The organism is Enterococcus sp. FSL R5-0957, from assembly GCF_038008005.1.
In the GTDB taxonomy this organism is placed as follows: Bacteria; Bacillota; Bacilli; order Lactobacillales; family Enterococcaceae; genus Enterococcus_B; species Enterococcus_B faecium.
The window spans coordinates 1620714-1632167 of sequence record NZ_JBBOYG010000001.1; the positions used below are offsets into that span (position 1 = coordinate 1620714).

The following is an 11454-nucleotide window of genomic DNA, read 5'->3' on the forward strand; positions in this document are numbered from 1 at the left end:
TTATTCTCCTTTATTCATTCCATCAAAGAATAGATCTGGTGACACGTCTTCTTCAAGTGAAATTTCCATTTCTTGTGTATCAGGCAGTTCTTCTAATGATTTCAAACCAAAATAATCTAAGAAGTAGCCAGTTGTTCCATATAATATCGGCCGACCTGGCCCTTCTACTCTACCTTTTTCTTCAATCAGTTTATGGGCAGCTAGACGCTGTACCGCTCCTGAAACCTGAACTCCTCGAATCTGCTCGATTTCAGCTCTTGTGATTGGCTGTTTATAAGCGATGATTGCTAAGGTTTCGACAGCGGCTTGAGATAATGTGTTTGATGTCCCTTGCGCATATCGCTTAAGTAAGGGAGCCAGCTCTTTTTTAGTCGTTAATACATAATGGCTTTCCGTTTCAAAAATATGCAAAGCTGAGTGCGAGTTTTGAGTGTAAGATTCTTTTAATTCTTTCACTAAACTTGTGACTTCTGCTTCGCTGAGATTTAACAGTCCGCTTAATTCTTCATTACTGATCCCTTCCTCGCCAACAATAAAAAGAAGGGCTTCAAGTTCACTTAATTTCGTCATGTTCGGTATCTCCTACTGCTGGATAAAGCATAATTGATTCATAGTTTTCTTTTTGTTGCGCAATGATCTGCCCTTTTTTCATCAATTCTAGCAAAGCCATAAAAGTAGTGACAACTTCACTTTTAGAAGGTGACTCAAAAAAAGAATCGAAAGTACAGCCATGCGCATTTCTTTTTATACGCTCTTCGATAAATACCATTCGTTCTTCGATCGTTGTGTCATCGGGCGTGATCGTTTTTTCCACTTTTTTAGAAAATTTCTTACGTTCTAAGATTTTCTGCATGGCACGGATCAAATCGATTTTTTTCACTTGTCCTCGCTTCAACGGCTTTTCAACATCCGCCAATCCATCGATGTTCATAGGGTCTTTTGTGTAATAAAGACTTCGTTCTTCTGCTTTTTCTGTTAATTTTTCAGCCGCATACTTATACTTACGGTATTCTAAAAGCTGAGTGACCAATTCTTCTCGAGGATCTTCTTCCCATAGTTCTTCATCATCTGTAACAAACTCTTGGATAGGGAGCAACGTCTTACTTTTGATTGCCATCAATGTAGCAGCCATCACTAGGTATTCTCCTGCAACAGCTAGCTCTAGTGTTTTCATTGTATGGATATAATTCATATATTGCTCCGTGATCGTAGCGATCGGTATATCATATATATCGATTTCCATTTGCTGAATCAGATGAAGCAGCAGATCGAGAGGACCCTCGAATACATCTAATTTAATATTGATCTCCGTCAACTCATTCACTCTTTCTTCTTTTTCTTTGCTAGCCATTTTCCAATGTAAGGCTCTGTGATTTCAGTTGCACGGATGGAGACATCCGGGTACTTTTCCTGTAATTCATCTAACATTTGAAAGCCCATATTCTCACCGCGATAAGACGGATTCAAAGAAATGTCATGGATGATCAGCTGATCGTTCGTTGCCCAGTAAACACCAATAATCCCTTGAATGTTGGTTGAACCTTCTGGCGTAAAGAAAAAAAGTTCATAATCGTCTTCAGATTCGTACGTATCAATCTCCTTCAACAAAGAAGTTTTACCTGTCAGTTTCTTATGGAAACTCAATAGTCCCATAGCAATTTTACGGTTTTCTTTCCGGTAATGTGTTAACATCTTCTCACCTTCCTATGACTAAGCCCTTGGAAAATGCTGCTTATAAACATCCGTCATTCTTTTCTTCGTGATATGTGTATAAATCTGAGTCGTAGAGATATCCGCGTGACCTAACAATTCCTGTACTGTCCGCAAATCAGCTCCATTTTCTAGCAGATGTGTGGCAAAGCTATGCCGCAGCGTATGTGGTGTTACTTCTTTGTAAATCCCAGCCTCTCGTACTAGCTGCTTCAGATTTTTCCAGATTCCTTGCCGAGAAAGACCTTTCCCATGATTATTGACAAATACATGCATTTCAGATGCGTCCTTTACAAGTAATGGACGTGCTTCGTCTAAGTAGCGTTCCAGCCATTGGATCGCATAATCACCTAAAGGAATGATCCGTTCTTTATCTCCTTTTCCAACTGTCTGTACCAGTCCAAGAGAAAGATGAAGATCTCCCAATTTCAATCCAATCAATTCACTGACGCGCATCCCAGTAGCATACATGACTTCCAAGATTGCACGATCTCTTATCCCTAACGTTTTTGTCGTATCAGGTGCTTCAATCAGCTTTTCTACTTCTGTCAGAGTCAATGTACTTGGTAATTTCTGTGCTTTCTTCGGCGTATCGATATGTTGCATCGGATCATGATCAGTGATACGCTCTTGCCGTAAAAACTGATGGAATCTTCTGAGACTTGAGATCATCCGAGTAACAGTTGCTGTCGCTTTTTTTTCTTCATGCAACTTCTCCAGAAAACGGATGACTAAAAAGCGATCGACATCCTGCCATGAAGCAATTTTCTGCTCCTGTAGAAAATGCAAGTACTGTTCCAAATCACGTTCATAGCTTTGTCGTGTATTGGCGGACAATCCCCGTTCAATATTCAAGTAGTGGAGATAATCGTTGATTTGCTCTTTCATAATAATCCCCCTCATGCCTCTCTATCATATCAGATACCGCTTCATTCTGATAGTCTTTTTCCATAATCTGAGCAAAGAAAAAGCCGTCTAGACTGTAGTGACCCCCAAAAGTTAGACTTTTTTGGAGTGGAGAAATCCACTCCTTTTTTCATGCTCTAAAATGATATTTTTACACAACCGTTACGGTTGTTTTACGAAATTGGACGGGACTTTGCCAGTTTAATTTCTGTTTTATCCGTTCATTATTGTAGTAATAGATATAGCTATCGATGGCTGATTTTAATTCCTCGAAACAGTTATAAACTTTCCCGTGAAAAATCTCTTGTTTTAATAAGCCAAAAAAATTCTCCATAAGTGAATTATCTAAGCAGTTCCCTTTCCGAGACATGCTTTGAAAGATTTTGTACTCCTTCAATTTGTTTCTATAAGCTTTCATTTGATACGCCCAACCTTGATCTGAGTGAAACGTACGACGATAGGGACAATCGTTAGTGGTCTGGATAGCTTCCTCCAAACCTTCCATTACCGCTAATGCATTGGGTTTTTCAGAGATACGATAGGATAAAATCTCACTATTGAACATATCCATAAAAGGATCTAGATACAATTTATTTTGACGGATAATGCCTTTGGCATCCACTTCATGGTATTTAAATTCAGTTGTATCCGTCGTGATTTTCTGATGGCAGATACTGGTGTAGAAACGACGATGGATCCGATTTTTGGCTACTTACTGCTCCGACTTGTCCTCGATAAGAATTGTAGCGCCGTGATTTACGTGTGTATGCCGTTACTTTTATTCCTAGCTTCTTGATCAGGCGCTGAACTTTCTTTTTATTGATAGAGAAACCGCGGTTTCTTAGTTCATTGGTCATCCGTAAACAGCCATAATCCTTGTGCTTCTCCCGAATTTTAAGCATTTCCGCTTCAATCTCTTGATCTGGATTTTTACGGTCCAATCGTTTTTGCCAGTACATAAAGGTTGCCTTAGGGAACTTTAAAGTTTCTAGAAGCTCAACTAATTTAAACGGTCCTCGGAGGCTTGCGATGATTCGTGCGATTGCTTCATTCGTCGTTGTTGGGCTTCCTGTTTTCGCAGCTTCCTCAATTCTTTTAAAAAGGCATTTTCAATTTGAAGGGAACGGACTCGTTTCTCCAACTCCTCGATGCGTTCACGTTCTTCAGACGTTGCTTTAGTTGTAGATTTTTTCTTATTTTTGGGTTCATTTTTCTTAGACAAGATAGGTGGACATCCTTTCGTTTTTGAGAGTCCATCGATCCCACCCTCACGGAATTGATGCATCCAACTAGCGATCAAATTAGGGTTGTTCATGTTAAGTGTGTTGGCAACTTCACGATAGGACAGCTCACTTGTTAGATATAACTCTATCGCATCCAGCTTAAATTGAACAGAATATTTTTTCTTTTGTCGCTTTCTTACTAGACCCTCTTCACCAAATTCTTGATAGGCATTGATCCAGCGCTTCACTTGTGATGGAGCCTTAATGGAATACTTCTTTGCCAGATAATCACTTCCGCCTTTGCCATCCAAATAATCATGAACGATCTTTAATTTAAGTTCAAAAGTATACTTAGCCATAAAAAATACCGACCTCCAAAAGTTAGATTTTTTGGTCTAACTTTTGGGGGTCGGTACAGACACTCAGACGGACTGGTTTCTTTTTTCTTTTTCATAGCATTCATGACAGATTCCATGGAACGTCAGCCGATGATCTTTTACTAAAAAATGATAACGTTCTTCTACTACTTGCTCCACTTCAAGTAAAAGATCCTCTTCTACTTCCTCGATCGTGCCGCAGTTCAAGCATAGTAAATGATGATGGAAATGTTTGGCGCCTTCTTTTCTCAAATCATAACGGGCTAATCCATCATTAAAACTTACTTTATCGACAATTTTCAATTCTGTCAAGATTTCAAGGGTTCGATAAACAGTAGCAAGTCCAATTTCCGGACTCTTTTTTTTCACTAAAAAGAAGATTTCTTCTGCAGATAAATGCTCTTTCTCATTTTCCAAAAGCACAAGCAGAGTAGCTTCTCTTTGCGGTGTCAGCTTAAACCCCGCTTCATGTAGCTGCTGTTTTGTTTTTTTCATCGCCGAAATAGCATTCATGACCATTACTCAACCCCAACAATTTATAATAATTACAAATAAAAAAAGATATAACACTATGTTAATTAAAATTATTATAAGCTAGTTAAGAAAAACATGCAAGGGATTCTCAATTAGATTTTTTGACTAGTTTTGTCACACCGTTTTCTTGTGTAATCAATCCTTGTTTCAAAAGATTACCTAATGCGCGCTTAAATGCTCCTTTGCTGATACCAAAAGCTTTCATGATTTCTTCTGGATCCGATTTATCTGTAAAGTTGATTTGCTGATCTGCAGAACGTTCTAAAATGGTTAAAATCATTTGTGCATCATCTGATATAGCTTCATATGCTCTTGGTTTCAATGAAAGATTCAGTACACCGTCTGGTCGGACACCAATCACTCGACCTTTTATCTGCTCGCCTAGACGAGGTTCAGTATATCGTTCAGAAGGATGGATAAACCCAAGATAGAAATCTTCCGTTAAAACGTACGTACCTGTTAATTTCAAGCGGTATGCTGTTCCTATCACATCTTTGTTTTTCATTTCTTCTGTTCCATATTTGCTTAAAGATTTGAATATTTTTTCATCTGCTAAACTGCCCCAAATACGGTCTTTTGCATCAACTCTAAGGGAAATCATCAAGCGATCCCCTTTTTTAGGCCATAGCTCTGTCATTGTCGGCAATTCATCAAGAGATACGACAAAGTCTTTATCTGGAAGACCGATATCGACAAACGCACCTAAATCTTTTCGTGTAGCAGTAACGATTCCAAAAGCGTAATGACCGATACGGCTTTTAGGAATTTGTGTAGTGATCCGATTTTCATGTTTTTGATTTTGGTAACCGAATCCTTCAACTGCTTCACCGATTTTGTGTTCACCTTCTGATTTACTTAAGCCAAAGGTTTGTCCGTTTTTTTGGACAAAGTAGTTTTTTTCATTTTCATCAATAATAATACCTGTAAATATAGTTGCTAATAAATCGTTCATTTTTTTCTCCCTCTATAGTGAAAGGTTTTCTTAATACATTTCTTTGCTATCATAACATAATGTTTTCTGATTGAATAGCTGACCCTTGCTTAAGGGAAATGAAAAAGGGAGTATGACAAAAATTGTGTCACATTCCCCTTTTTCGAGCAAGCGGTATTCAATCAGTTAGTCTTCGGTACTAGATCAAAAAGCGGGAAAATATGAGAAGCTGATTTTCCTGTTTTTTTCTCTAATACTCAGAATAAAATGCTGATTTTACAATCTCTTTCTTAAACGGTGTTCTCTTGCCAACTCTGACTCACAATTCACAATAGTCAGTCATAAACTATGAGAAGCTGTTTTTTGAAATTGTTCCTTGTGACTCAGAATTAAACGGCAGGCTAACAGCCTCTTTCATTTGCCTAAAATTAATTGCTCCCATTTCCTCCGAACCATCCAGTTTTACAGTTGATGGTTACGATGTAAAATGGCAAAGCACTTTCTCCAATGCCTTTCATCAATGCAGATTTTGTTGAAGTGGCATATAGATTATAATAGCCTTCCCCATTTTCGATTCTGGCTTTTTCTAATCTGTAACCTCCTTCAACGATATATCCACGTTGGATACATGTAGCAATTACTTTGCTTTGGACACCTGGTGCCCAAGTCCACGCCGGATTAGACGCATCGGCAATATCACTTGCTCTGGCTGATTTGATTGGCTGATTCGCTGAGTTTGAAGAGGGAGGAGTCGCTGAAGCAGCTTCTTGCTGTGCTGCTTGTGCGACCGCAGCTTGTTGAGCGGCTTGAGCGGCAGCTGCTGCTTGAGCCGCTTGTTTTGCTTGTTCTTCAGCTGCTTTTTTCGCTTCTTCTGCTTTTTTCTTTTCCTCTTCTTCTTTTTTCTCTTTATCAGTGAGCATCTTATCTACTTGTTTCAATTGTTCATTCAACTGAGCAGATAGATCTGTATTTTTCACTTTTTCTACTGCTTCTTTTGCCGTCTTGTATTGATCGCGTGTTGCTGAATCCACTACTTTTCCGTCTTTAAATACTATAGCTGTTTTTTCTTTAGCTGTTTGCAATTCAGCATATTGATTTTTAGCTTCTGTTTGTGCTTGTTGAATCAATTTTCCAAAATCTGTGTTATCCGTTTCGATTGCTTGGATCTCTTTATCTACTTTCAACTTGATGTCATCTGCTAGATGATCATCGACGATGGCAGGTACTATGAACCACTCATTCACTTTTTGGATATCTCGGATCTTAGATTGGATATCTTGGTAAGTTGTTTCTAACTCTGAATATCCTTTTTCATTCTTAAGACTGGATAAATCATTTTTTAGTTTTGATAAATCTTGATGGATCATGCCTGAACGAATGAATTGATGGTGATCATCCGTATAAAATGAAGCAAGTGCCCCACGAAGCTCTTCCATTTGTTGCTGTCTTTTTGCTTCCGCAGCTACTTCGGCTTCTACTTTTTGATGATGGTCATAATAAGCCCAGCTTCCTCCACCGAGTAGAAGTACTGCTGCTAAAACGAGATAAGATACTTTTTTTGATTTTTTCTTTTGCGCTTTATCTAAATCTGTTTTTTCTAAGTTTGATTCTTGATGTGTTTTTTCAGCATCTGGCACGATTGTTATTGATTTCGCTTCTGCTTCAAACAGCTTAGGCTGGTTCTCTTCTTTTTCTATTTTTGCTTCAAGAGCAGTACCCTCTTTGCTTACAGATTGATTTTCAGCGTCGGATTCACTATTTATTTCATCGGGCTCTGTTGACTTTTTGTCTGTGTTTTCGAGTATTTCTTTTTTCTCTGCTTCCGGCAGCTTATTCGTTTTTTTCTCTTCTAATTGTTTTTCAGTAAATACTTCAGTTTTTTCTGGGATATCCGTTTTTACGTCTTTTATTTTTACTGTTTCTTTACCTGTAGCGTTTTCTCTGTCAGAGTCTTTTTCAGTTTCTTGTTCCTTTTCTGGCTCTACTTTGTTTTCCTGTGCAATTTTTTCACTGATCATTTTGAGCAGCTCTTTCGCGTGCTCTTCTTTTGTATCTTCACGATGTGCTTTGATATAAGCGGATAGTATCGAATTTTCTTCCTCATTATCGACGATTTCTTTCAGTTCAGCTACTCTTCTTTTTTGTTTTGATTCAAGCGTTTCTTCTTGATTCTTTCCTGATTCTTCCGAAGTCTCATGAACAGTTGCTTTCTTCTGTTCATTTTTCTCTATATTAGTTACTTGATCGTGAGCAGGTGGTTCTTCGTCTTCTGGTTCTGCTTTTTCGAATAATTCCATTACAGATTCTAGAGGTAAATCTTTCAATTCCGACCATTCGATTGGATCGTTTAATTCTGTATCAGGAAAGACTGCATCTTCAGTTGATTTATCCTGCATAGCTGCATCTGTATTTGTTTCTTCAATTGATTCTTTTATTTGCTGATCTTCTGCAGTTATTTGATGACCGCAGTCTGGACAGATAGTATTCTGCTCCATTTTTTTCGATCCGCAATTTGGACATTTTTTCATCACTTAGCGATCGGCTCCTTTACTAGGTTTACGCTACCATTTAATCTATCATATTCTATACGTCACGCCAATAGCTTATTTTTAGGATTTACTTAAAAATAATGAATGAATTTCCTTCCTATAGAAAAAAAAGCTTGAGACTGCGTAGTCTCAAGCTTTTTTTCTTTTAAAATAAACCAAACAATTTTACTGATTTCTCTTCTGGTCAATAGTCCACGCTTATTCTAAGAAATCTTTTAATTGTTTTGAACGAGAAGGATGGCGCAATTTTCTTAATGCTTTAGCCTCGATCTGACGAATACGTTCCCGAGTAACACCAAATACTTTCCCTACTTCTTCCAATGTTCTCGTCCGGCCATCATCTAAACCAAAACGTAAGCGAAGGACATTTTCCTCCCGGTCAGTCAATGTATCTAGTACATCTTCCAATTGTTCTTTTAGTAACTCATAAGCTGCGTGTTCTGCTGGACTTGTTGCTTCCTGGTCTTCTATGAAATCACCTAAGTGAGAGTCATCTTCTTCACCGATTGGCGTTTCAAGGGAAACAGGTTCTTGCGCGATTTTCAAGATTTCTCGGACTTTTTCTGTTGGAAGATCCATTTCCGCACCGATTTCTTCTGGCGTAGGTTCTCTTCCAAGGTCTTGCAGCAATTGACGTTGGATACGTATCAATTTATTAATCGTTTCAACCATATGAACTGGAATACGGATCGTACGTGCTTGGTCAGCGATTGCTCGAGTGATGGCTTGACGAATCCACCATGTAGCATAGGTTGAAAACTTAAATCCTTTGCGGTAGTCAAATTTTTCAACTGCCTTCATCAGTCCCATGTTTCCTTCTTGGATCAAGTCAAGGAACTGCATGCCTCGTCCTACATAACGTTTAGCGATACTTACTACTAAACGAAGGTTTGCTTCTGCCAGACGCTGTTTCGCTTCTTGGTCGCCTTCTTCGATTTTCAATGCTAACGCTACTTCTTCTTCCGCAGTTAAAAGGGAGACACGGCCAATTTCTTTCAGATACATACGAACCGGGTCATTGATTTTTACACCGGTTGGCGCAGATATATCTTCTGTTTTTGCTTGTTCAGCTTTTTTCTCAGCACTCTTCAAGCTGTGAATTGATGGATCACCATTTTCATCCACCACACTGATACCTGCGTCTTCAATCTTTTGGATCAATTTGTCCATTTCATCTGCATTCAAAGTAAATGGTGTAGCAAGCTGATTGGATAAATCATCATATACAACTTGTCGTTTGGGTTTGTTTTCTTTGATGAAAGCTGCTACTGCTGCTTCATACGTTTTTTTATCTGTTCCATTTGCCATAAAAGAAGGCCCCCCTTGAGTAGCTATTTGGCTTGTTTTAACTGTTTCGTTAAATTGATGATTTCAATCGTCAATTCAAGCTCAAGCTGTTTGTTTCCAGTACGTCTGGCTTCTTGCTGCATTTGTTTTTTTAATATTATTTCATCAGCTAAGCCAGATTTGCTGATCACATCTAGCAAGTCTTGGATTTCTCGTGGCGAACTTTCTTCTGCCACCGGTAAATATTCGATCTCCACCACCAACCGCCTTAAATTTTCATCTTGCAAAAAGTCTAAAAACTCTGCAAGGTTGAATTCATAATTTTGTGAGACATATGCATCGAATAAAAAATAAACTTCTGCATATGCATCATGAATAAACTGAAATTCTCGTTCTTTTAAAATATTACGGACAGAAACTTCTTTAAATGCACGATATAATAGAATCTGCTCTGCCTTTTCTACTTGCGTCAATGGTCTCTTTTTTCGTGCAGTTTCTTGTCTCGTAACCTGAGTGTGTTGACTTTCCTGAGGTTCTTGACGATTTTGCTGATTTGTCCTTCGAAGATCGCGCAGTTGTTTTTGTATCGTCTCTCTGCCGATCTGAAACTCTGTTGACAGTTGAGATAGATACATATCTTGTTCGATTGGTGAAACAACTCGACTAAGTTCAACTAGTAATTCTTCGAGGTATTCGATCTTGTCTTTTTCATTATCTAAATTTTTCCCTTGTTTTAAATAACGTGATTTAAAAGTAAAGACTGTTTCGCGCCCATTAGCCACTAATTCTTGGAAAGATGCTTCTCCATACTTACGCAGATATTCATCCGGGTCGAGTTTTTCTGGAACGACTATGACAGAAAGTGCTAAGCGACTGTTTTGCCTAAGCAATTCAATGCTTCGATTGGTTGCTTCAAAACCTGCGTTGTCTCCGTCATAGCAAAAGACCAATTCTTTCGTCAGCTTTTCCATTTGTTGGATCTGTTGAGCTGTTAGACTTGTCCCCATAGAAGCTAATCCAGTTTTGATACCAGCCTGCCATGCAGCAATCACATCCATAAACCCTTCGAACAACAAAATTTCTCCGTTTTTCCGGATATCGCTTCTTGCTTTATCAAGATTAAATAAAACTTGTCTTTTATTGAACAGTTCTGTTTCTGGACTATTCAAGTATTTGGGCTGATCTTTTTCCTGCCCTTTTTCAGGTGCAAGCCAGCGTCCTGAAAAACCGATCGTCTGGCCTTGAGAATTACGAAGTGGAAACATCACTCTTTGATAAAAACGATCAGACATACGGCCATCATCATGCGTGACAAACAATCCAGAGCGTTCTAACAATTCATTTGAAATTGATTCATTCTTGAATACTTGCTGAAGAAAAGAACGCTCATTAGGTGCAAAACCTATGTTGAATTCTTCAATTAATTCTAAAGACAACCCACGATTTTGCAAATATTCTAAAGCTGGCTGTCCAGCTTTTGTATGCAATAGCATGTGATGATAGATTTCCGCTGCTTTTTCATGAGCAGCAATCAGTTTCCCCGTAGCAGATTCAGGATTTTGGACAGCTATAGTACGCTGACGCCATTGATCTTCTAACGGTATCTGTTCGAAGTCTGCCACTTTTACCACTGCTTCTGGAAAACTTAGACCTTCTAGTTCTTGAAGAAAAGTAAACACGTTTCCGCCCTTACCACAACCAAAACAATGAAAAATCTGCTTGTCTTCTGCAACAGAAAAAGACGGTGTACGTTCTTCATGAAAAGGACACAGCCCCAAGTAATTTTTACCAGACTTTTTCAACTGGACATATTGTCCAATCACCTCAACGATATTCGTTTGACTGCGTACTGTTTCGATAACCTCTTGAGGAATCCGTTGAGCCATTTTTCCACCCCCTGCTCTATTGATATCTTTTGGGTTTAACAGAAGATATTT

General features: G+C 38.6%; 10 protein-coding genes and 1 pseudogene. All 11 read right to left on the bottom strand.

All coding sequences use genetic code 11. The features are described 5' to 3' along the window. Positions 1 to 570: an SMC-Scp complex subunit ScpB gene (gene scpB, locus MKX69_RS07815; protein WP_002296975.1), complete on the bottom strand. Its 570-nt coding sequence runs from the start codon at positions 568 to 570 to the stop codon at positions 1 to 3. Beyond that, positions 554 to 1324: a segregation/condensation protein A gene (locus tag MKX69_RS07820; RefSeq protein ID WP_341010531.1), complete on the bottom strand. Its 771-nt coding sequence runs from the start codon at positions 1322 to 1324 to the stop codon at positions 554 to 556. Before MKX69_RS07820 ends, scpB begins: the two co-directional genes overlap by 17 nt. After that, positions 1321 to 1692, bottom strand: a complete 372-nt coding sequence (locus tag MKX69_RS07825) for a GNAT family N-acetyltransferase (protein WP_002298147.1) — start codon at positions 1690 to 1692, stop codon at positions 1321 to 1323. Before MKX69_RS07825 ends, MKX69_RS07820 begins: the two co-directional genes overlap by 4 nt. Before the next feature lie 18 nt (positions 1693 to 1710). Continuing rightward, positions 1711 to 2598 (bottom strand): site-specific tyrosine recombinase XerD, encoded by an 888-nt coding sequence (xerD, locus tag MKX69_RS07830; RefSeq protein ID WP_002294386.1) that lies wholly within the window; start codon positions 2596 to 2598, stop codon positions 1711 to 1713. Continuing rightward, positions 2555 to 2734 (bottom strand): hypothetical protein, encoded by a 180-nt coding sequence (locus MKX69_RS07835; RefSeq protein ID WP_341010533.1) that lies wholly within the window; start codon positions 2732 to 2734, stop codon positions 2555 to 2557. Before MKX69_RS07835 ends, xerD begins: the two co-directional genes overlap by 44 nt. A 33-nt stretch (positions 2735 to 2767) precedes the next feature. Next, a pseudogene (locus tag MKX69_RS07840) lies at positions 2768 to 4198 on the bottom strand (IS3-like element ISEfa10 family transposase). 63 nt (positions 4199 to 4261) lie between these two features. After that, positions 4262 to 4735, bottom strand: coding sequence for a ferric iron uptake transcriptional regulator (gene fur, locus MKX69_RS07845; protein WP_341009651.1), 474 nt, complete (start codon positions 4733 to 4735; stop codon positions 4262 to 4264). A 103-nt stretch (positions 4736 to 4838) separates the two neighbouring features. Then, positions 4839 to 5702, bottom strand: a complete 864-nt coding sequence (locus tag MKX69_RS07850) for a virulence factor B family protein (RefSeq protein ID WP_341009652.1) — start codon at positions 5700 to 5702, stop codon at positions 4839 to 4841. 407 nt (positions 5703 to 6109) lie between these two features. Then, entirely contained in the window at positions 6110 to 8209 is a 2100-nt protein-coding gene (locus MKX69_RS07855) for a cell division site-positioning protein MapZ family protein (RefSeq protein WP_341010536.1), read from the bottom strand. Positions 8210 to 8428: 219 nt separating this feature from the next. Then, a complete protein-coding gene (gene rpoD / locus MKX69_RS07860; protein ID WP_341009653.1) occupies positions 8429 to 9538 on the bottom strand; it encodes an RNA polymerase sigma factor RpoD in 1110 nt (369 codons plus the stop codon). 23 nt (positions 9539 to 9561) lie between these two features. Next, complete coding sequence (dnaG, locus tag MKX69_RS07865; RefSeq protein WP_341009655.1) at positions 9562 to 11403, bottom strand: DNA primase; 1842 nt, start codon at positions 11401 to 11403, stop codon at positions 9562 to 9564. Between the last annotated feature and the right edge of the window lie 51 nt (positions 11404 to 11454).